The organism is Comamonas sp. SY3, from assembly GCF_041730275.1.
Taxonomy (GTDB): Bacteria; Pseudomonadota; Gammaproteobacteria; order Burkholderiales; family Burkholderiaceae_C; genus Comamonas; species Comamonas sediminis.
Map to the genome: position 1 here is coordinate 14,794 of NZ_JBGTYN010000006.1, position 19,579 is coordinate 34,372.

General features: G+C 63.9%; 16 protein-coding genes. 12 read left to right on the forward strand and 4 right to left on the reverse strand.

Going from position 1 to position 19,579, the window contains the following annotated elements; all coding sequences use genetic code 11:
* Window positions 1-115: 115 nt before the first annotated feature.
* A complete protein-coding gene (locus ACCQ08_RS09670) occupies window positions 116-1,420 on the reverse strand; it encodes a replication-associated recombination protein A (protein WP_373449644.1) in 1,305 nt (434 codons plus the stop codon).
* A 392-nt stretch (window positions 1,421-1,812) separates the two neighbouring features.
* Between ACCQ08_RS09670 and brnQ the strand changes: the two genes are divergently transcribed.
* From brnQ to ACCQ08_RS09715, 9 genes are all read left to right on the forward strand, one after another.
* The gene (gene brnQ, locus ACCQ08_RS09675) at window positions 1,813-3,132 is read left to right on the forward strand and encodes a branched-chain amino acid transport system II carrier protein (RefSeq protein WP_312451816.1); all 1,320 of its coding nucleotides are present in this window, start codon (window positions 1,813-1,815) and stop codon (window positions 3,130-3,132) included.
* 225 nt (window positions 3,133-3,357) lie between these two features.
* Window positions 3,358-5,085, forward strand: a complete 1,728-nt coding sequence (mqo, locus tag ACCQ08_RS09680) for a malate dehydrogenase (quinone) (protein WP_239810898.1) — start codon at window positions 3,358-3,360, stop codon at window positions 5,083-5,085.
* 401 nt (window positions 5,086-5,486) lie between these two features.
* The gene (locus tag ACCQ08_RS09685; protein ID WP_373449645.1) at window positions 5,487-6,341 is read left to right on the forward strand and encodes a transporter substrate-binding domain-containing protein; all 855 of its coding nucleotides are present in this window, start codon (window positions 5,487-5,489) and stop codon (window positions 6,339-6,341) included.
* Window positions 6,342-6,409: 68 nt separating this feature from the next.
* Window positions 6,410-7,234, forward strand: coding sequence for a transporter substrate-binding domain-containing protein (locus tag ACCQ08_RS09690; protein WP_373449646.1), 825 nt, complete (start codon window positions 6,410-6,412; stop codon window positions 7,232-7,234).
* A 10-nt stretch (window positions 7,235-7,244) separates the two neighbouring features.
* A complete protein-coding gene (locus tag ACCQ08_RS09695; RefSeq protein ID WP_312416174.1) occupies window positions 7,245-7,994 on the forward strand; it encodes an amino acid ABC transporter permease in 750 nt (249 codons plus the stop codon).
* Window positions 7,984-8,796: an amino acid ABC transporter permease gene (locus ACCQ08_RS09700; RefSeq protein WP_373449647.1), complete on the forward strand. Its 813-nt coding sequence runs from the start codon at window positions 7,984-7,986 to the stop codon at window positions 8,794-8,796. The genes ACCQ08_RS09695 and ACCQ08_RS09700 overlap by 11 nt, the downstream gene beginning before the upstream one ends.
* Window positions 8,783-9,631 carry an amino acid ABC transporter ATP-binding protein gene (locus ACCQ08_RS09705; RefSeq protein WP_373449648.1) on the forward strand — a complete coding sequence of 283 codons (849 nt, stop codon included), beginning with the start codon at window positions 8,783-8,785 and terminating at the stop codon, window positions 9,629-9,631. Before ACCQ08_RS09700 ends, ACCQ08_RS09705 begins: the two co-directional genes overlap by 14 nt.
* 2 nt (window positions 9,632-9,633) lie before the next feature.
* On the forward strand, window positions 9,634-10,971 hold the full coding sequence (locus tag ACCQ08_RS09710) for an MmgE/PrpD family protein (RefSeq protein WP_373449649.1): 1,338 nt from the start codon (window positions 9,634-9,636) through the stop codon (window positions 10,969-10,971).
* On the forward strand, window positions 10,968-12,290 hold the full coding sequence (locus ACCQ08_RS09715; protein WP_373449650.1) for an LLM class flavin-dependent oxidoreductase: 1,323 nt from the start codon (window positions 10,968-10,970) through the stop codon (window positions 12,288-12,290). Before ACCQ08_RS09710 ends, ACCQ08_RS09715 begins: the two co-directional genes overlap by 4 nt.
* A gap of 106 nt (window positions 12,291-12,396) precedes the next feature.
* Here ACCQ08_RS09715 and lolA read toward each other — a convergent pair whose 3' ends face one another.
* Together lolA and ACCQ08_RS09725 are read right to left on the reverse strand one after the other, a co-directional pair.
* Complete coding sequence (gene lolA / locus ACCQ08_RS09720; RefSeq protein ID WP_373449651.1) at window positions 12,397-13,029, reverse strand: outer membrane lipoprotein chaperone LolA; 633 nt, start codon at window positions 13,027-13,029, stop codon at window positions 12,397-12,399.
* 144 nt (window positions 13,030-13,173) lie between these two features.
* Window positions 13,174-15,582, reverse strand: a complete 2,409-nt coding sequence (locus ACCQ08_RS09725; RefSeq protein WP_373449652.1) for a DNA translocase FtsK — start codon at window positions 15,580-15,582, stop codon at window positions 13,174-13,176.
* Between the two features lie 511 nt (window positions 15,583-16,093).
* Here ACCQ08_RS09725 and trxB point away from each other — a divergent pair.
* From trxB to rpmG, 3 genes are all read left to right on the forward strand, one after another.
* Window positions 16,094-17,047 carry a thioredoxin-disulfide reductase gene (trxB, locus tag ACCQ08_RS09730; protein ID WP_239810895.1) on the forward strand — a complete coding sequence of 318 codons (954 nt, stop codon included), beginning with the start codon at window positions 16,094-16,096 and terminating at the stop codon, window positions 17,045-17,047.
* A 263-nt stretch (window positions 17,048-17,310) separates the two neighbouring features.
* The gene (gene rpmB, locus ACCQ08_RS09735) at window positions 17,311-17,544 is read left to right on the forward strand and encodes a 50S ribosomal protein L28 (protein WP_021026859.1); all 234 of its coding nucleotides are present in this window, start codon (window positions 17,311-17,313) and stop codon (window positions 17,542-17,544) included.
* 11 nt (window positions 17,545-17,555) lie between these two features.
* Window positions 17,556-17,726, forward strand: a complete 171-nt coding sequence (gene rpmG / locus ACCQ08_RS09740; RefSeq protein ID WP_021026858.1) for a 50S ribosomal protein L33 — start codon at window positions 17,556-17,558, stop codon at window positions 17,724-17,726.
* Between the two features lie 86 nt (window positions 17,727-17,812).
* Here rpmG and ACCQ08_RS09745 read toward each other — a convergent pair whose 3' ends face one another.
* Window positions 17,813-19,348, reverse strand: coding sequence for a PLP-dependent aminotransferase family protein (locus tag ACCQ08_RS09745; RefSeq protein ID WP_373449653.1), 1,536 nt, complete (start codon window positions 19,346-19,348; stop codon window positions 17,813-17,815).
* Window positions 19,349-19,579 lie beyond the last annotated feature (231 nt).

Below are 19,579 nucleotides of genomic sequence, written 5' to 3' on the forward strand. Positions count from 1 at the left end.
CGTCCCGGCGGACGCCGCTCGGGAACGGGCTACCGCAGCGAGGGGAAGCAGGGGCCGCGAACGCCTTGGCGGGGGCCGCAGGCATGCACAGCCGCAGCCCGGCCACTGGCCCGGATCAGTCCTGCCCGGCCTCGTCGTCCCAGCGCCTGAGCTGTGCCAGCTTCTCGCCAATCTTCAGCTCCAGGCCCCGGGGCACGGGCTGGTACCAGCCAGGCTCGTCTATCCCTTCCGGGAGATAGGTTTCTCCGGCCGCGTAGGCGTTGGGTTCGTCATGCGCGTAACGGTATTCATGCCCATAGCCCAGCTCCTTCATCAGCTTGGTCGGGGCGTTGCGCAGGTGTACAGGCACTTCGCGGCTCTTGTCCTGCTTCACAAAGGCCTTGGCCAGGTTGTAGGCGTTGTAGCCGGCATTGCTCTTGGCGGCCATCGCCAGGTAGATGACGGCCTGGCCCAACGCCAGCTCGCCTTCGGGGCTGCCCAGGCGTTCATAGGTCAGCGCGGCATCGTTGGCGATCTGCATTGCGCGCGGGTCGGCCAGGCCAATGTCCTCCCAGGCCATGCGCACAATGCGCCGGGACAGGTAGCGCGCATCGGCGCCGCCGTCGAGCATGCGGGTGAGCCAGTAGAGCGCGGCATCCGGGTGCGAGCCGCGCACCGACTTGTGCAATGCGGATATCTGGTCGTAGAAGTTGTCGCCACCCTTGTCAAAACGGCGGCTGTTCAGGGTCAGCGCGTTCTGCAGGAAGTCTGCGGTGATCTTGGTCATGCCCGAAGCCTGCGCTGCCGTGCTGGTCTGCTCGAGCAGGTTCAAAAAGCGCCGGGCATCGCCATCTGCATAGCCAATGATGGTGTCGGTGGCCAGGTCATCAAACGCAAGATGGCCCAGTGCAATCTCTTGGGCACGCTTCAGGAGCAGGCGCAGCTCTTCGTCTGTGAGCGACTTGAGCACATAGACCTGGGCGCGCGACAGCAAGGCCGAGTTCACCTCGAACGAGGGATTTTCGGTCGTCGCGCCAATGAAGGTGACCAAGCCGCTTTCCGCATAAGGCAGCAAGGCATCCTGCTGCGATTTGTTGAAGCGGTGGATTTCATCGACAAACAGGATCGTGTGTTTGCCCATCGCCAGGTTCTGCTGGGCCTGCTCCATCGCTGCGCGGATGTCCTTGACGCCGGAGAACACGGCAGACAGCGCAATGAACTCGCACTTGAAAGCGGTGGCCGTCAGCCGCGCCAAGGTGGTCTTGCCGACACCGGGCGGGCCCCAGAAGATCATCGAATGGGGTTTGCCGGATTGGAAAGCGAGCCGCAACGGCTTGCCTTCTCCCAGCAAGTGGGACTGGCCCACCACCTCATCCAGCGTCTTGGGGCGCAGCGCCTCGGCCAGCGGAGCGGCCGGTTCCTGGCTAAACAAATCAGCCATGCAGGCCTCCGGAACTACGGTGGGCTGTCCCGGCACACCGCAGCCATGGGCCCTCGGGGCAGGACGCTTGCCTACTACGTTTATGCACTGCAACCCTACTAATCCCTGGGGTGCATATGCCTTTGCTGATCTGGGTCACGATTTTTCGCAGAAAATAAGGGTTTATACGGATTCACGTCGCATCAGATATTACAGGGCTCTCATTGGCCCAGCCTATAACACCAGCCCCGGCATGGACGCCGCGCGCTCGAAGCCTTTGCACCGAGCCAGCAGGAACGCTATTTGCCGCGCATGCACCCAGGGGGTTTTTTTCTGATGCCCGTTTCCGCGACTCCATGCGCTGATGGCCTCCACTCCAAGTGGGCGCTAACCAGCAAGAACCAAGAGCCATTATGAAATCACTGAAAACCAGGGACATTATCGCCCTCGGCTTCATGACCTTTGCCCTGTTCCTGGGGGCCGGAAACATCATTTTCCCGCCGCTGGTCGGCCTGTCTGCAGGAGAGAACCTGCTGGGCGCGACAACCGGCTTCCTGCTGACGGGCGTGGGCCTGCCGCTGCTGGGTGTGGTTGCACTGGCCCGCGTGGGCGGTGGTCTGGACCAGCTGACCCACCCGATTGGCCGCATCGCCGGCCTGGTGCTGGCCACGACGATCTATTTGACGATCGGCCCCTTCTTTGCCACGCCACGCACCGCCACCGTCTCGTTCGAGATGGGCATTGCGCCCTTTGTCGGCAATACCTCGATTGCACTGCTGGTGTTCAGCATCGTCTATTTCTCGCTGGTGCTGCTGCTGTCGCTGTTCCCCGGCAAGCTGATGGACACCTTGGGCAAGCTCATCACCCCGCTGCTGATTGCTGCGCTGCTGGCGCTGGGCGGCATGGCGGTGCTGGCACCCGTAGGTGGCTACAGCACGGCCAGCCCGGACTATGGCACGCAACTGGCTGCCTTTGCCCAGGGCTTTGTGCAGGGTTACCAGACCATGGACGCCCTCGCCTCGCTGGTGTTCGGCATCGTCATCGTCAACGCGATCAAGGACGCGGGCGTGACCGATACACGCCTGCACACCCGCTACGCCATCTATGCCGGGCTGATTGCCGCGGTGTGCCTGAGCCTGGTCTACATCTCGCTGTGCTACCTGGGCGCCACCAGTGGCGAGCTGGCGCAGAACACCGTCACCGGCGTGCAGATCCTCACCGCCTTTGTGCAGCACCGCTTCGGCAGCGCCGGCATCTGGCTGATTGCCGCGGTGATTCTGCTGGCCTGCCTGACCACCGGCGTGGGCCTGGTCAGCGCCTGCAGCAGCTTTTTCAGCCAGCTCACCGGTTTCTCCTACCGCAGTGTGGCGCTGTCCTTGTGCATCTTCAGCGCCGCCGTGGCCAACCAGGGCCTGGCGCAGCTGATCGAGATCGCCGGCCCGGTGCTGGTCGCCCTCTATCCCCCTGCGATTGCGCTGGTGTCGCTCAGCCTGCTGCAGCGCTGGCAGCAACCCACACGGGTCTATATCCCGGTGATGCTGGTGGCGCTGGTATTTGGCCTGGTCGATGGCGCCAAGGCGCTGCAATGGACCAGCGCCCTGCCCGCCTGGCTGGACCACCTGCCCGGCGCGGCGCTGGGCCTGGGCTGGGTCACCCCGGTAGCGGCCACCATGGTCTGCGCTGGCCTGGCCGACTGGTTTTTGGCACGCCGCCAAATACCGGTGCGCCCGTGATCGCTTATGAACCACTTCCTGCCTAATGGATATTCAGTACCACCTTTAATATCGGCACTGGATATTCATTGGCAGCCTTATCTAGAACCGCCTAAGCCAAGCAGCTCAATACCGTCAGAACAGGCACCCAAGAATCGGAGAGACATTGAGCCTGCTTAAACCATGGTTATTCATGGTCCTTAATGACAATACTGTCAAAATCCAAAAATTTGTGGAGTTTCAGCAATGACGAATCCAACAGAAAATCCCCAAGCGGCCTCCGCTGCCAAAGCGCCCAAGAAGGGCTTCACCCGCCGCAAGTTCGTCGCCTCGGCGGCGGCAGTTGGTGCTGGCGTCGTGGGCTACCAGTATTTCTTCGGTAGCCAGTACCGTGCAGAAAAAGCAGACCGCCAAGTCGATGTACTGCTGATTGGCGGCGGCATCATGAGTGCCACCTTGGGCGTTTATCTGCAGGAGCTGGAACCCGGCTGGACCTATGAATTGTTCGAGCGCCTCGACCAGGTCGCCGAAGAAAGTTCGAACGGCTGGAATAATGCCGGCACCGGCCACTCGGCGCTGTGCGAGCTCAATTACACACCGATGGATAAAAATGGCAATGTGCAGATTTCCTCTGCCATTAACATTAATGAAAACTTCCAGGTGTCGCGCCAATTCTGGTCGCACCAGGTGCGTACCGGCGTATTGGGCAATCCCCGCGAGTTCATCAACTCCACGCCCCACATGAACCTGGTGTTCGGCGAAGAAAACCGCGCCTTCATCCAAAAGCGCCTCAAGGCCCTGGAAGCCTCGCCGCTGTTCACCGGCATGGAGTCGTCCACCGATCCGGAAAAGATCAAGGAATGGATTCCGCTGATGATGGAAGGCCGTGACCCGGCCGAAGTGGTGACGGCCACGCGCTCGCCGCTGGGCACCGACGTGAACCTGGGTGAGATCACGCGCCAGTTCTACAAAAACCTGTCGTCCAAGCCCAATTTCAAGCTCCACACGGGCCAGGAAGTGCGCTCCATCACGCGCAACAGCGATGGCTCCTGGCGCGTGTCGGCCTTCGACATGAAGGATGGCAGCAAGATCCAGACCGTGGATGCACGCTTCATCTTCATCGGCGCCGGTGGCGCGGCGCTGCCGCTGCTGCAGTTGTCGGGCATCCCCGAGTCCAAGGTCTACGGCGGTTTCCCGGTGGGCGGCGAGTTCCTGGTCACCGAGAACCCGGCGATCACCGAACGCCATCTGGCCAAGGTCTATGGCCTGGCCGACACCGGCTCGCCTCCGATGTCCGTGCCCCACCTGGACACCCGTGTGCTGGACGGCAAGCGCGTGCTGCTGTTCGGGCCATTTGCGACCTGGTCGAGCAAGTTCCTGAAGAACGGCTCCTACTTCGACCTGGCCAAGGCCACGACCTTTGCCAACGTGATCCCGCAGCTGCAAGTGGGCGTCAACGAGTTTGCGCTGGTCAAGTACCTGGCCCAGCAGCTGAGCCTGAACAAGGAGCAGAAGATGGATGCGCTGCGCCATTACATGCCCGAGGCCAAGGATGCCGACTGGCGCCTGTGGGAAGCCGGCCAGCGGGTGCAGATCATCAAGAATGACCCGGAAAAGGGCGGCATCCTCAAGCTCGGCACCGAAGTGGTCGTCGCCCAGGACCGTTCGCTGACCGCGCTGCTGGGTGCATCGCCAGGCGGCTCGACCTCGCCAGCGATCATGCTGACCTTGCTGGAAAAGGCTTTCCCCGAGAAGGTCAAGAGCGCCGAATGGCAAGAGAAGATCCGCAAGATCGTGCCAAGCTACGGCGTCAAGCTCAACGAGAACCCTGCGCTGCTGCAGCAGGAATGGCAGGCCACCGAGCAGGCGCTGAACCTGGCGATTGCCTCGCCCAGCCTGCAAGGCGTCGAAGCAGGTGTGCAGCCCAATGAAAACATGAAGGACCTGAAGAAGGTGCCGGACATGGCACTGTGATGGGCAGCCCTGCTGCGCAGGGCTGACGGTCACGACGTTTGAACCTTGCCGGCCCGATCCGGCCCAAGGCGCCCGGTGCATTGCACCGGGCGTTTGCATTTTTATCCGCTGCTTGCCGTCTCGCCTGCTTGCGGCTGCAGATGGCCTGTGCCGCCTGCTGTGAGGGCGGGCAGCCAGCGGCAGTGCCGGCAGTGCCAGCGTGCGGCCGGGAACGTGACGGAGCTGCTCGCAAGCCGAGCAGCGCAACAGCCACCCGCCGGCCTGCGCTGGCCGATTCCCATATAAGACTTACGCATACCCAAGCACGAAAAACTTCGTTGCTGCAGCAGCGGGCGGCCCGAACAATAGGCATACCAGCGGAAATTTCTCTCGCTTTTTTGGCGCCTTGGCCCCCTTCTGATATGCGTTCGACGGTCTCCCCCTCTTCTCCCCCCTTCTTCACCCTGGCCTTTGCCGCTGCTGCAGCGCTGTGTGCAGCAAGCGCCCATGCGGATGCCACACTGGACAAGATCAAGGCCAACAAGTCCGTCACCATTGGTGTGCTGCTCAACGGCGGCCCCACAGGCTCGATTGACCCCTCCAACCAGCGCTTCATTGGCTGGAATCCCGAGCTGGCGCGCCAGCTGGCACGGGACCTGGGTGCGGACGCCACGCTGATCCAGGTGCAGCCGTCCAACCGTGTGCAGTTTCTGCAGTCGGGCAAGGTCGACCTGCTGATCGCCTCGATCGAATGGAACCCGGAGCGTGCAGAGGTGATGGGCTTTGCCCCCACACCTTTTTACAAGGTGGGTGGCACGGCGCTCGCTCGCAAGGGCAGTGGCCTGTCCAAATGGGAAGACCTGCGTGGTAAACCCGTCTGCGCCTCGCAAGGCGGCAGCTATGCCCGCATTCTGGGGGCGGACTACGGCGTGCAGGTCAAGGGCTTCAAAGGCTCGGCAGAAGCCCTGCTGGCACTGCGGGGCGGCAACTGCGTGGCCTCCGTGCATGACACCACGCTGATCTATCCCCTGCTCAGAACCAATGCCGATTGGAAAGATTACGACGCACCGATCACCATCCCGCTGGGTGAAGCACCATCGGTCGTGTGGACCCGCAAGGGCGAAAACGACACCATTGCGGCCGTCGACAAAGTGATTCAGAACTGGCACCGCACGGGCTGGTTGATCGAGACGGAGAAGCGCCTGGGCATCACGCCCCCATTGCCCGCGCTGGCAGAACTGCACCAGCAGGCCTTGCAATCGTCCAAGACCCGGTAATCCACCTCTGCCCCCAGCCTGTTCGCGGCCTGCCCCCATTGGGAGCCGGCCGCCCTTGTTCCTTTGCCATGACTCCTCGCCTTCTCTCCACCCTCGCGGCCACGGCCCTGGCGCTGACCACCACGGTGGCCCATGCCGATGCCACGCTCGACAAGATCAAGCAACGTGGACAGGTCACCATCGGCGTGATTCTTTCCGGCCCGCCGTTCGGCACCATCAACCCAGCCACCCAAAAGCCCGAAGGCTTCAACGTCGATCTCGCGCAGGCCGTGGCCACAGGCCTGGCCGTGAAGCTCGATGCCGTGCAGGTCCAGCCCTCCAATCGCGTGCAGTTTCTGCAGTCCGGCAAGGTGGATGTGCTGATCGCCAACATGTCCTGGACGCAGGAGCGCTCCGAGATCCTGGACTTCGCCCCGACACCGTTTGAGGAGATAGGCGGCGCGCTGCTTACCCGCAAGGGTGGCAGCTTCAGGCAATGGGAAGACGTGCGCGGCAAAACGGTCTGCGTCTCGCAGGGCTCGAATTACACCAAACCGCTGATCGAGGAATACGGTGCCAAGATCAAGGCGTTTCGCGGGCAGCCCGAATCCCTGTTGGCATTGCGCGGCGGCGGCTGCGATGCCGCCGTCCATGTCAGCCCCACCCTGCGCCAAATGGTCGCCACCAGCAGCGACTGGAAAGACTATGAGCTGCCGCTGGCCCAAGACCTGATTCCATCGCCCCAGGTCATCTGGGTGCGCAAGGGTGAGCACGATGCCAGTGCAGCGATTGATCGCATCATCCAGCAATGGCACCGCAGCGGCTGGCTGATCGAGACCGTGAAAAAGAACGGGCTTACCCCGTCGCAAAGCTTGCTCGACCTCCAGGCCAAATACTGCAAGACGCCTGGCTGACGGGATGGCCATGTTGGAGCACAGCTTCTATCCCTGGCTGGTGCAGGCCGCCAAGCCGCTCGGCCTGAACTTCGCCTTCTTGCTTGAAGCCTATGAGCGCGATGCCTTCATACGGGGTCTGGGCGTCACGTTGCAGCTGTGTCTGCTGGTGATACCGGGCAGCCTGATCGCTGGCGTGCTGCTGGCGGCCGGGCTGACCTCGGGCAAGCGCTGGCTCGCCGGAGCGACGCGCGCGTTTGTCGAGCTCACCCGCAACACGCCCACCCTGGTGCAGCTGTACTGCGCCTTTCTGGTGCTGAACATGCTGATCACCCAAAGCCTGCAGGCGCATGGCGGCGTGAACCCCCTCACGCCCTTTGTCTGGGTCTTCATCGTGGTCTCGCTGCACAAGGGCGTGTTCCATGCCGAGGCGCTGCGCGCCGGCATCGAGGCGGTGCCCCATGCCACCCTGGAGGCCGGACAGTCCCTGGGCTTCAGCCGCCGGCAGCTGCTGTGGCGCGTGGAGCTGCCCCTGGCGCTGCGTTTTGCGCTGCCAGCCTTGGTGAACAACATGGTGGATCTGGTGAAGATGACGGCCGTGGCATCGGCCATTGCCGTGGGCGACGTGACCTACGAGTCCGTGATGATCTGGACGCAGCGTGACAACGTGCTGGAGTTGCTGCTGCTGATCCTGCTGTATTTCTGGGGCTTGACCTGGCTGGTCAGCCGCGCGGGCCGCTGGCTCGAACACCGCCTGAGGATGCCCGGCTATGGCCAGTGATCTGACATCTCCCCGGCCGCCACAGGCCCTGCGCTGGCCCGCACTGCTGGCCAACCCCTGGCTGCTGGGACTGCTGGTGGCCGCCGGGCTGCTGGCCGTCTGGTGGCGTGCCGAAGGCGGCTTTCCAGTGGCGCTGGCCCACCTGTGGCAATGGTCGCCTGCGCTCGTGCGCGGCATGTGGACCAATGTCTACATCAGCATGCTGGCGATGGCCATCGGCACGCTGGCGGGTCTGGTCGTCGGGGCGCTGGCGCTGTCGCAATGGGCCGTGCTGCGCGGAGCCACCCGCTGGTATGTGCAGGCCTTTCGCAATGCGCCCATCCTGGTGCTGATCTATTTCACCACCTATGTCTTCCCGTTCGAGCTGCAGCTGCTGCACTGGCGCCTGCCGTTTCCCGACTGGATCAAGGTGGTGCTGGGCCTAGCCTTGCCCACCTCGGCTGTGGTGGCCGAAATATTTCGCGGGGCCATCCAGTCCATTCCTTCTGCGCAGTGGGAGGCCGCACAGTCGCTGGCTTTCAAACGCACGCAGATCTTCCGCTGGATCATCCTGCCCCAGTGCCTGCGCCGCATGCTTCCGCCGTGGATGAACCTGTACGCCAGCATCACGATGAGCACCTCACTGGCCTCGCTGGTCGGTGTGCACGACATTGTGGATACGGCACAGATCGCCAGCAACACCGTGGCCCGCACCGACTTCACGATCCTGGTGTACTTCACGCTGCTGGCCCTGTTCTTCGCCTATTGCTACCCCATTGCGCGCTACACACGCCGCCTGGAAAAACGCCATGCCTTCCGCTGAAACCCCATCCCTGCAGTCCCCGCCGCTGGTGCAGTTGCGCGACATCCATCTGGCCTTTGGCGCCAACGAGGTGCTCCAGGGTATCGATGTCGACATCCCGCGTGGTCAGGCCGTGACCATCATCGGTCCTTCGGGCTCAGGCAAGTCCACCATCCTGCGCTGCATCACCGGTCTGCTGCGACCGCAGCAGGGCCGGATCCGCGTGGGCGACACCCAGGTGCAGGAGCTGCGCACCGAGGCCGAGCTGATCGCCCTGCGCCAGCGCGTGGGTTTTGTCTTTCAGCAGTACAACCTGTTCCCGCATCTGACCGTGCTGCAGAACCTGGTGATCGCGCCCACCCGTGTGCTGGGCCGTGAGCGCAGCGAAGCCGAGCGCGAGGCGCGCGTGCTGCTGGACAAGGTGCGCCTGTCGCACAAGGCCGATGCCTACCCCGGCGAGCTGTCCGGTGGCCAGCAGCAGCGTGTGGCCATTGCCCGCGCGCTGGCGATGCGGCCCGAGTTGATGCTGTTCGACGAGGTGACCTCGGCGCTGGACCCCGAAACCGTCGGCGAGGTGCTGACCGTGATCCGCGAACTGGTGCGCGACGGCATGACCTGCGCGCTGGTCACGCACGAGATGCGCTTTGCCGAAGAAATCAGCGACCACGTGTATTTCACCGAGGCGGGCCGCATCGTCGAGCACGGAACGCCGGCGCAGATCTTTGGCCAGCCCGGCAACGAGCGCACGCGCAGCTTTCTGCGCCGCGCACTGGGCGGCGACCGCAGCGGCAGCCTGCCGCCTGCAACCCACCTTCCATCCAGCACTTTTGCGCCTGCCACCCACCTGGCGTTCTGACCATGACCCTCACCCAGGACTTTGCGCGGCGCATTGCCGATGCCCAACCGCTGCAGAATGCCGCTGCCGTGCATGCCGCCCGCGAAGGCGTGCTGGACTTTCTGGCCTCGGCCTTTCCTGGCCCGGCCGATCCTGCCTGGCACAGGCTGCGCGGTGTGCTGCCGCAGGCGGGTGGCCCGGCCCGCGTGATCGGGCAGGCCACCACCGCCGATGCCGCCAGCGCCGCGCTGCTCAATGGCTATGCCGGCCATGCGCTGGACTTTGACGACGTGCACTCCAGCGTGCGCGGCCACCCCGGCACGGTACTGCTGCCTGCGCTGTTCGCGCTGGCCGACACCTTGCCCAATGCCACGGCGCTTGATCTGATCGATGCCTACATCGTCGGCGTCGAGGCCATGGCCCGCCTGGGCCTGGCGCTGGGCAGCAAGCACTACGAAACCGGCTTTCACAACACTGCCACGCTGGGCCCGCTGGGCGCAGCCGCTGCCTGTGCACGCCTGCTGAAGCTGGGGGCAGCCGCCACCGAAAACGCACTGGGGCTGGCCGCCACGCAGGCCGGCGGTCTGCGCCTGCAGTTCGGCAGCGAGGCCAAGCCGCTGCACGCGGGTCTGGCTGCGCGCTCGGGCCTGTTTGCAGCGCAACTGGCCCAGGCCGGGCTGCAGGGCTCGCCTGGCGTACTTGAGGCGCCCATCGGCTTTCTGGAGGCCTATGGCTTTGGCGCTGCCGAAGCGCAGCGCGCGCTGGCCGGCTGGGGCAGCCCCTGGCAGATCGTCACGCCCGGCTTGTACTTCAAGCCCTATGCCTGCTGTACGGCCACCCACTATGCGGCCGATGCCGCGCTGGCGCTGCGCGCTGAACACCAGTTGCGGGCCGAGGACATTGCCGCTGTGCGCGTGGTCTTCCCACCCGCAGGCGATACGCCGCTGACGGTGACGGACCCCGCCACCGGTCTGGAAGGCCGCTTCAGTGTCGAATATGTGCTGGCCGCTGCCCTGGTCGATGGCGCCCTGGGGCTGTCGCTGTTTGACGAGCGCGCTGCCCGCGAAGACCTGCGCAGCTTTGGCCGGCTGGTCAGCCGTGCGTACGATGCCGATGCACCCCGTGCCTCCACCGATCCCCAGACCCGTTTTTCCACCGTCGAAGTCAGGCTGCACGATGGCCGCCAGCTCTCGCGCCGCGTACGGGGCCTCAGCCGTGCCAGGGACCTGGCTGCCAAGTATGCCGATACCACTGCGCAACAGCCCGACGCATTGCGCGCCGTGCCAGCCCTGGTCGGCCGCATGCACAGCCGCGACGACCTCCTTCAACTGACCGCCTTGTTTTCTCTGGTGCACGCATGACCACTACCTCCACTCCACGCCAGATGCGTCTGGGTCTGTTCCTGCAAGGCGCCGGCCACCATGTTGCAGGCTGGCGCCACTCCGATGCAGAGTCCGGCAGCGAGAACCTGGGCCTGATCCAGCGCCTGGCCAAGACCGCCGAAGACGCCAAGTTCGACATGGTCTTTCTGGCTGATGGGCTGAGTGCCACGCCCGACATGCATCCCTCGGCCGCGCTGCGCTTTGAGCCGCTGACCCTGCTGTCCGCGCTGGCCATGACCACCAGCCACATCGGCCTGGCTGCCACCGCTTCCACCACCTATGGCGAGCCCTACCACATCGCCCGCTCGTTCGCCTCGCTGGATATGCTGTCGCAAGGCCGTGCCGCCTGGAACGTGGTCACCACCTCCTACGACCGCACCGCTGCCAACTTCACCCGGGGCAACCACCCCAACCATGCCGAGCGCTATGCGATGGCCGGTGAGTTTGTCGACGTCGTCAAAGGCCTGTGGGACAGCTGGGAGGACGACGCCATAGTGCGCAACAAGGACACGGGTGTGTACTTCGACCCGGCCAAGCTGCACACGCTGGACTACGAGGGAGCGCATTTCCGCATCAAAGGCCCATTGAATGCGCCGCGTCCGCCGCAGGGCCACCCCATCGTGATCCAGGCCGGCTCCTCCGAGCCAGGCCAGGCACTGGCCGCCCGCACCGCCGATGTGGTCTTCACCGCCCAGCAGACGCTGGAGGAAGCCAGCGCTTTCTACCGTGGTCTTAAAAGCCAGCTGGGCCAGTGGAACCGCGACCCTTCTCAAGTGCACCTGATGCCCGGGGTGTTCCCCGTCATCGGCCGCACCGAGCAGGAGGCCAAGGACCGCTACGAGCAATTGCAGCAATGGGTGGACACCTCGGGTGCGCTGTCCATGCTGTCCGAGCGCCTGGGCCACGACATCTCCGGCTACCCGTTGGACGGCCCGCTGCCCGACCTGCCCGAGTCCGACCAGCTCAAAAGCCGCGCCAAGCTGCTGACCGACCTGGCCCGGCGCGATAACCTGAGCTTGCGCCAGCTCTACCACCTGGTAGCGGGCTCACGCGGACACCGCATCGTCGTCGGCACGCCAGTGCAGATTGCCGACGCACTACAGGAATGGTTCGACGGCGAAGCCGCTGACGGCTTCAACATCATGCCGCCCTATTTCCCCGGCGGCCTGAATGACTTCGTGGCCCTGGTCCTGCCCGAGCTGCGCCGCCGTGGCCTGTTTCGCACCGAGTACAGCGGCCGCACGCTGCGCGACCACCTGGGCCTGGCCCGCCCGGCCAGCCGCTACGCTGCGCGCTAGGCAGCCGTCACGACATGGGAGACTCGCGCCGCCCAGCGCTGCATAGCCCAAAACAAAGCCCTGGCGGTAGCTGACGGCCAGGGCTTTGTTTCGATGGTTTGCGGCCTTACTGGCGAATCACTTCCGCACCAGAAGGAACCGCAAACTCGAACGTCGCGCCGGGCAGCGAAGGCAAGGCCTTGAAGCCGACAAAGCGCAGCACCGAGCGCTGGCCAAAGCCGTCTTCGATCTCCAGGGTCTGCAGTTCATCGCCCTTGAAGCCGACCTTGACCTGCTTGATCTGGCCGTCCTTGTTCTTGGGGATGGCCTGGGCCCATTGCTGGCCATCGGCCTCGGGCAGGCTGCTGACATCGAACTCGGCCTTGAGCGCCTGCAGGCTCGAAGCGGACGCCAGCAGCGCGGCAGGCGTCTGGCCCAGGGCCTTGCTCTGCTGGCGCTGGGTGACCTGGTTCAGGTCCGCGTCGTAGACGGTGAGCACCGAGCCATCGGCAACGATGGTCTGGTCAAACGGCTTTTGGTAGATGAACTTGAACTTGCCCGGCCGCTGGAATGCAAAGCTGCCGCTGGAGGTCTTGACGCGCCCTGCCTGGCCCTGCTTGGCAGGCGATGTCACCGTCTGCGTGAACTGGGCTTCGCCCGCCTGCGAGCTGGTCATGAACTTTTCCAGGCTTTGCAAGCCATCCGCCTGGGCCCAACCGGCCAGGCTGACCAGGGCTGCTGCTGCGATCCATTGTTTCATCGTGAATCCTTTCGGGCTTTGCGAACAAAGCCAATGCATGGGCCTTTTCAGGCCAACAAGGGGTTTGGAGTGCCGCAGCGGGCTACAAGTGCCCGCCGTTGGCCGCAAAGGCGTTGGCTTTGCGAATGTTTACCGGCGATGGCGCTATTCTTCACCGCCAGGGCGGTGGGCGACCAGCACTTCGCGCTGGCCGCTGCCGGTCAAGGCGCTCACCAGGCCGGCGCGCTCCATCTCTTCGAGCAGGTTGGCCGAGCGGTTGTAGCCGATGCGCAGCTTGCGCTGCACGTAGGAGATGCTGGCCTTGCGGTCCTTGAGCACGATCTCGACCGCCTGGTCGTACATCGGGTCCTTCTCGCCACTGCCGCCGCCTTCCTCATCGCCGAAGCCCGAATCGCCGTCGCCCGTGCCGCCTTCGAGCACGCCGTCGATATAGTCGGGCTCGCCCTGCTCCTTGAGGTAGCTGACCACGCGGTGCACTTCCTCGTCGGACACAAAGGCGCCGTGCACCCGCACCGGGAAACCCGTGCCGCTGGCCATGTAGAGCATGTCGCCCATGCCCAGCAGCGCCTCGGCGCCCATCTGGTCCAAAATGGTGCGGCTGTCGATCTTCGATCCCACCGAGAACGCGATCCGCGACGGGATATTGGCCTTGATCAGGCCGGTGATCACATCGACGCTGGGGCGCTGGGTGGCCAGGATCAGGTGGATACCGGCAGCACGCGCCTTTTGCGCCAGGCGCGCAATCAGCTCTTCGATCTTCTTGCCGACGACCATCATCAGGTCGGCCAGCTCGTCGATCACCACGACGATGTGCGGCAGGCGCTGCAAGTGTTCGGGCGATTCGGGCGTCAGGCTGAACGGGTTGGGGATGCTTTCCTCGCGGGCCTTGGCCTCGTCGATCTTGGTGTTGTAGCCCGCCAGGTTGCGCACGCCCAGCTTGCTCATCAGCTTGTAGCGGCGCTCCATCTCGGCCACGCACCAGTTCAGGCCATTGGCGGCCTGCTTCATGTCGGTCACCACCGGGCACAGCAGATGCGGAATGCCTTCGTAGACCGACATTTCCAGCATCTTGGGGTCGATCATCATCAGCCGCACATCCTTGGCCTCGGCCTTGTAGAGCAGCGACAGGATCATGGCATTGATACCTACCGACTTGCCCGAACCGGTGGTACCGGCAACCAGCACATGCGGCATCTTGGCCAGGTCGGCCACCACCGGCTTGCCGATGATGTCCTTGCCCAGGCCCATGGTCAGCAGGCTCTTGGCATCGTGGTACTCGTGCGAGCCCAGGATTTCGGTCAGGCGGATGGTCTGGCGCTTGGCATTGGGCAGCTCCAGCGCCATATAGGTCTTGCCGGGGATGGTCTCGACCACGCGGATCGACACCAGGGACAGCGAACGCGCCAGGTCCTTGGCCAGGTTGACGATCTGCGAGCCCTTGACGCCGGTGGCCGGCTCGATCTCGTAGCGGGTGATCACCGGGCCGGGCGCGGCCTCGACCACACGCACCTCGACGCCAAAGTCCTTGAGCTTTTTCTCGATCAGGCGGCTGGTCATCTCCAGGGTTTCATAGGAGACGCTCTCCTTCGTCTTGGGCGCAGCATCGAGCAGGTCCACCTGCGGCAGACGGGTGTCGCGCAGTTCGTTGAACAGCGGTTTCTGCCGCTCCTTGACCACACGGGCGCTGGGCTGCGCCTGGGGCTTGAGCGGCTGGGCGATGTGCAGGCCCGCATCGGCGGCCGCGCTGCGCGGCGCTGCGGGCAGCATGCTGTCCAGGCCATCGCCGGTCGGATCCATGCGCGAGGCCATCGGCGCGGGGGCTGCGCTGCTGACCTCGGCCTCACGCGCCTGCGCTGCCTTCTTGCCGACAGCCTTGTCGGCAGCGGCTTCGCGCCGCAGCATCAGCTTTTGTAACGTGCGCTCGATCCCGGCGCCCACCTTCTCGGCAATCTGGCCCCAGGAGAAGCCCAGAATCCAGGACAGGCCCAGCAGCAGCAGCATGACGCCGACAATGCCCGAGCCGGTAAAACCCATCCAGCGCTCGGCCAGCGGGCCCAGCAAAAAGCCCAGCACGCCGCCGGCAGCGCCGGGCAGGATGGGCTCAAAACGGTAGAGACGCGACCACTCCAGCGCCGCGCTGGCCAGCAGCAGCACCACCAGGCCACCCCAGAACACAATGCGGCGCAGCCACAGCGGGCGCGGGTCGTTGGGGGGAGCCTCGCCCGCGCGCAGCCAGCGCGCCAGCGAAGAGAACCAGGCGAGCACGGCGGCGACCACCAGCCACCAGACCGAAAAGCCGACCATGAAATAGCCGCCGTCAGACACCATCGCACCCAGGCGCCCCATCCAGTTGCTGACGTCACCTGCGACCTGGGTGCCCGAGGTGGACCAGGCCGGATCCTTGGGTGAGTAGCTGACCATCGCCGCGACGCAAAATGCCATCAGCAGAAAACTGATGATGAGCACCAGCTCATGCCCAAAACGGCGAACCCCCATCACCAGCGAGTGGCCAGCATGGGGTGGTGTCTTTGATTTCTTTGAAGAGTAAGCCATAACCTAGGAGCCAGAGCTTACCCTAAGCGGATTGCAAATTCGATAGCAGACCAGGTGCCTGGAGCCGGGTGATGCCCTGCTGCGACGCGGTGGTTCACGCAAAGGCGGGGCAGCTTGCAGCAGCCCCCCGCCCGCCAGCGCCATTGCAGCGCCTGGTGATTGGCAAAAATACACAATAAAAACATCGATCTCATGCGCCTGAAGCATGGGCTTGTGCGGCCCTCGCACCCCTGCCATCCGGCAATACGCAACATTTTGTAATCTACCTATCTTCCTACAATCCCACCCCTTGCGCCAGCGCGCCGCAACGATTGTTGTCATTGAGGCGGGGCGGTGGTGCCAGCCGGCGGCCGGCCCGGCGATGACTTGCAACAATCAAGGACATTGACACAAGCCATCCCCAAGCGGGCCGCAGTGTTTGATACTCTTTCATGTTTTGCTGCGCACACGCCAGCCCTTGATTGATTCGCAGATGCCCTGCATCTGCCCCCATGAATGCGATAGGAGTTCTATGTCTGCCGTCCAACAACATGCCAAAGTACTGATTCTGGGCTCGGGCCCTGCGGGCTATACGGCCGCCATCTATGCGGCACGCGCCAACCTCGACCCCGTCCTGATCACCGGCATGGCCCAGGGCGGCCAGTTGACGACCACGACCGAAGTGGACAACTGGCCTGCCGACGTGATGGGCGTGCAGGGCCCCGCGTTGATGCAGCGCTTCCTGGAGCACGCCGAGCGCTTCAAGACCCAGATCATCTTCGACCACATCGACAAGGTGGATTTCAGCAAGCGCCCCTTCACACTGACCGGCGGCAGCGGCACCTACACCTGCGACAGCCTGATCATCGCCACCGGCGCATCGGCCAAGTACCTGGGTCTGCCCACCGAAGAGGCCTTCATGGGCCGTGGCGTGTCGGCCTGCGCCACCTGTGACGGCTTCTTCTACCGCGAGCAGCCGGTGTGCGTTATCGGCGGTGGCAACACGGCCGTGGAAGAGGCGCTGTACCTGTCCAACATCGCCAGCAAGGTCACCCTGGTGCACCGCCGCGACAAGTTCAAGGCCGAGCCCATCCTGGTCGACAAGCTGATGGAGAAGGTCCAAGAAGGCAAGATCGAGCTCAAGACCCACTTCACCCTCGATGAAGTGCTGGGCGACCAGTCGGGCGTCAACGGCATCCGCATCAAGAGCACGCAAGACGGCCACACCGAAGACATCGCGCTGCAAGGCTGCTTCATCGCCATTGGCCACCACCCCAATACGGACATCTTCCAAGGCCAGCTGGAGATGGAAAACGGCTACCTGGTGACCCAGATGGGCCGTGGCGGCTTCGCCACACAAACCAGCGTGCCCGGCATCTTTGCTGCCGGCGACGTGCAAGACCATGTCTACCGCCAAGCCATTACCAGCGCGGGTACCGGCTGCATGGCCGCGCTCGATGCGCAGCGCTTCCTGGAACAGGAATAAGCCGACCAGCGATGGGAATAGCCCCATTTTTGCTTTCGGGCTATAATCCTTGGCTTTGCTGCTTGCCGCCTTTTGCTATTTCGCAATCCCCGGCGCGTGAACAGGAAACTACGGCAGGTTGACCCACGGTCTTGCACCACGGGCAGACCTGCTGTGAACATGGGCTACCGCCACCCTTTGACTGGCGAGGTGAGGCTGCAAGCCGCGCTGCCTTTGACGAGGCAGACAGGGCAAGCAGCTGTTAAAACTTTCGGAGTGTCCTGATGGCACGCGTTTGCGAAGTAACGGGCAAGAAGCCCATGGTGGGAAACAACGTTTCCCACGCCAACAACAAAACCAAGCGCCGGTTCCTGCCGAACCTGCAATATCGCCGTTTCTGGGTGGAAACTGAAAACCGCTGGGTTCGCCTGCGTGTTTCCAGCGCCGCTCTGCGTCTGATCGACAAGAACGGTATTGATTCTGTGCTCGCAGACCTGCGCGCACGTGGCCAAGCTTAAGGAGTATCACCATGGCATCCAAAGGCGGACGCGAAAAAATCAAGCTGGAATCGACTGCCGGCACCGGTCACTTCTACACGACCACCAAGAACAAGAAGACAATGCCTGAAAAGATGTTGATCACGAAGTTCGATCCCAAGGCTCGCAAGCATGTGGATTACAAGGAAGTGAAGCTGAAGTAATCAGCCTGTACGCCGCCATTCATAGGGCGGCATGCAAACACCACAAAGGACACCTCGGTGTCCTTTGTGTTTTTCTGGGTCCCGCATCAGGCCCTGGGCGGCAGGCCCAGCTGCGCATGCATCATGCGCCCCAGGCTGCGGTAGGCCTCGTCCACGACATCGGTAAACGGCATGCCGCAGCTCAGGCGCAGAAAGTGGTCATAGTGACCGGTATTGCTGAACATGTCGCCAGGCGCCACGCGGATGCCGATGGCCAGCGCCTCGTCATAGAGGCGGCTGGACGAGATTTGCTCAGGCAGCTCCAGCCAGATGCTCAGGCCGCCGGCCGGCAGGCTCAGGCGCGTGCCAATCGGGAAATAGCGCGCAACCGCCTGCGCAGCGGCCTGGCGCTGCACGCGCAGCTGCTGGCGCAGGCGCACCAGGTGCCGCATGTACGACGGCGAGCCCACGGTGCGCGCACCCAGCAGCTGGGGCCAGACCGGCAGGTTGCGTGAGCGCGCGAACTTGATCATCTGCACGCGCTCCTGCCAGCGCCCGGCATTCATCCAGCCCAGGCGCAGGCCCGGCGCATAGCTTTTGGACAGCGAGGAGCAATAGATCACCGAGCCATCGGTGTCCCAGGCCTTGCAGGGCTTGAGCACCTCGTCGGATTCGACAAATTCGCGGTAGATGTCGTCCTCGATCAGGGCCACCCGGTACTCGCGGCACAAGGCCACCAGGCGTTTCTTGTGGCTGTCGGGCATCGTCGCGCCCTGGGGCATCTGCAAGTGGGGCACCACCACGACAGCCTTGAGGTTGGGATGGGTGCGCAGCGCCAGCTCCAGCGCCTCGATCGACATGCCGGTATGCGGGCTCGACGGGATCTCCAGCGCCTGCAGCTTCTTGGCTTCGATCGCCTGCAGGATGCCGTAGAAGGTGGGCGATTCAATCGCCACCATGTCGCCCGGCTGGGTCAGCGCATCCAGCGCCAGGTTCACCGCCTCGGAATTGCCAAAGGTGGCCGCAATGTCCATCGGCGCCAGGCGCACGCCAAAACCCAGCGCATAGCGCGCCATCGAGGCCTGAAAATCCGGATGGGTGAACGGCGCAGAAGGCCCGTGCACGAGGATCTGGGGCTGCTCGCGCAGCAAGGCCACGGCCAGCTGGTTGAGCAGCTTGGCATCAAAAAGCTCGGGCGCCGGCATCGCGCTGCCCAGGTCCACCTTCAGCGGCCCCTTGAGGCGCGCCTTGTTCAGGTACTCGGCCGCGCGCTCGCCGATGCCTTCAAAGCGGTGGTCCTGCATCGGGAAGGGGCCCAGCTGCTGGGGCTCGCGCGCGGCCGGCATCTGCAAGGCCGTATCGCTGACGAAATAGCCCACGCGGGGCCGCGCCTCGATCAGCCCGCGCGATTCGAGCACGCGCAGCACCTGCAGCGCGGTGCTGTGGCTTACGTGGTGCTGGCGCCGGATATCGCGCACCGAGGGCATGCGCGCGCCTACGCCCAAGGTCTGCTGGGCAATGGCCTGCTCAAAATGCGCTGCGATGCGCTCGTACAGAAACGCATCGTCGGCGGGCGGGTGGCCGGCCGCATCCGCAGCATGGCTTTCGGGGATCTCACACAGACTTTCTTCTAACAGCGGCACAGCAGGACTCCTGGTTCCGGGAACCTGTCCATCGTCTTGTGCGCCACCGCAGTGGCAGGACCCGATTCCCTTACGCAGCGCTATGGTCTCAGGTTCAACCCTGACAGAACAGATACAGAAACTGCGATTTTGAACCAGAACAGCCGCTTTGTGCCTGCGCTGTTCTGCCCGACCCTGGCCGCGACTGTGTCTGTTGCGTTGGGCGGCGTTTTTTTACGCTAGAGCCCTGTT

Coding starts and splice junctions, on each gene's coding strand:
- ACCQ08_RS09670 (WP_373449644.1), bottom strand. CDS start 1,420: ATGGCTGATTTGTTTAGCCAGGAACCGGCCGCTCCGCTGGCCGAGGCG.
- brnQ (WP_312451816.1), top strand. CDS start 1,813: ATGAAATCACTGAAAACCAGGGACATTATCGCCCTCGGCTTCATGACC.
- mqo (WP_239810898.1), top strand. CDS start 3,358: ATGACGAATCCAACAGAAAATCCCCAAGCGGCCTCCGCTGCCAAAGCG.
- ACCQ08_RS09685 (WP_373449645.1), top strand. CDS start 5,487: ATGCGTTCGACGGTCTCCCCCTCTTCTCCCCCCTTCTTCACCCTGGCC.
- ACCQ08_RS09690 (WP_373449646.1), top strand. CDS start 6,410: ATGACTCCTCGCCTTCTCTCCACCCTCGCGGCCACGGCCCTGGCGCTG.
- ACCQ08_RS09695 (WP_312416174.1), top strand. CDS start 7,245: ATGTTGGAGCACAGCTTCTATCCCTGGCTGGTGCAGGCCGCCAAGCCG.
- ACCQ08_RS09700 (WP_373449647.1), top strand. CDS start 7,984: ATGGCCAGTGATCTGACATCTCCCCGGCCGCCACAGGCCCTGCGCTGG.
- ACCQ08_RS09705 (WP_373449648.1), top strand. CDS start 8,783: ATGCCTTCCGCTGAAACCCCATCCCTGCAGTCCCCGCCGCTGGTGCAG.
- ACCQ08_RS09710 (WP_373449649.1), top strand. CDS start 9,634: ATGACCCTCACCCAGGACTTTGCGCGGCGCATTGCCGATGCCCAACCG.
- ACCQ08_RS09715 (WP_373449650.1), top strand. CDS start 10,968: ATGACCACTACCTCCACTCCACGCCAGATGCGTCTGGGTCTGTTCCTG.
- lolA (WP_373449651.1), bottom strand. CDS start 13,029: ATGAAACAATGGATCGCAGCAGCAGCCCTGGTCAGCCTGGCCGGTTGG.
- ACCQ08_RS09725 (WP_373449652.1), bottom strand. CDS start 15,582: ATGGCTTACTCTTCAAAGAAATCAAAGACACCACCCCATGCTGGCCAC.
- trxB (WP_239810895.1), top strand. CDS start 16,094: ATGTCTGCCGTCCAACAACATGCCAAAGTACTGATTCTGGGCTCGGGC.
- rpmB (WP_021026859.1), top strand. CDS start 17,311: ATGGCACGCGTTTGCGAAGTAACGGGCAAGAAGCCCATGGTGGGAAAC.
- rpmG (WP_021026858.1), top strand. CDS start 17,556: ATGGCATCCAAAGGCGGACGCGAAAAAATCAAGCTGGAATCGACTGCC.